1 protein-coding gene is annotated in these 265 nt (G+C 58.1%); it reads left to right on the top strand.

The annotated features are described in order from the left end of the window. Window positions 1–265: ETX/MTX2 family pore-forming toxin (locus ACX4ZE_RS23395; RefSeq protein ID WP_480275630.1), on the top strand; the 265-nt coding region annotated here is incomplete at both ends.

Below are 265 nucleotides of genomic sequence, written 5' to 3' on the forward strand. Positions count from 1 at the left end.
TCGGTCACGAAGGGGCTCAGCATCTGGACCCAGATATCGGCCTCGCTAGATATCAGTAAGGCACTGAAAGTAGGCGCCCAACTGAATACGACCTGGAGCTTCAGCCAGACACGCAGCACCTCGACATCCAAGTCGATGACCTACACGGCTCCCGGACAGACCATCAAAGTTCCCGCGAACTCCACAGCCGTCGTCACCGTCATGCTGCAGCAGTCAGTAGCTACCGGAAACGTCGACCTGACCACCGATATCGGCGGCTCCTTCC

This window comes from Nocardia sp. TBRC8007, from assembly GCF_056629435.1.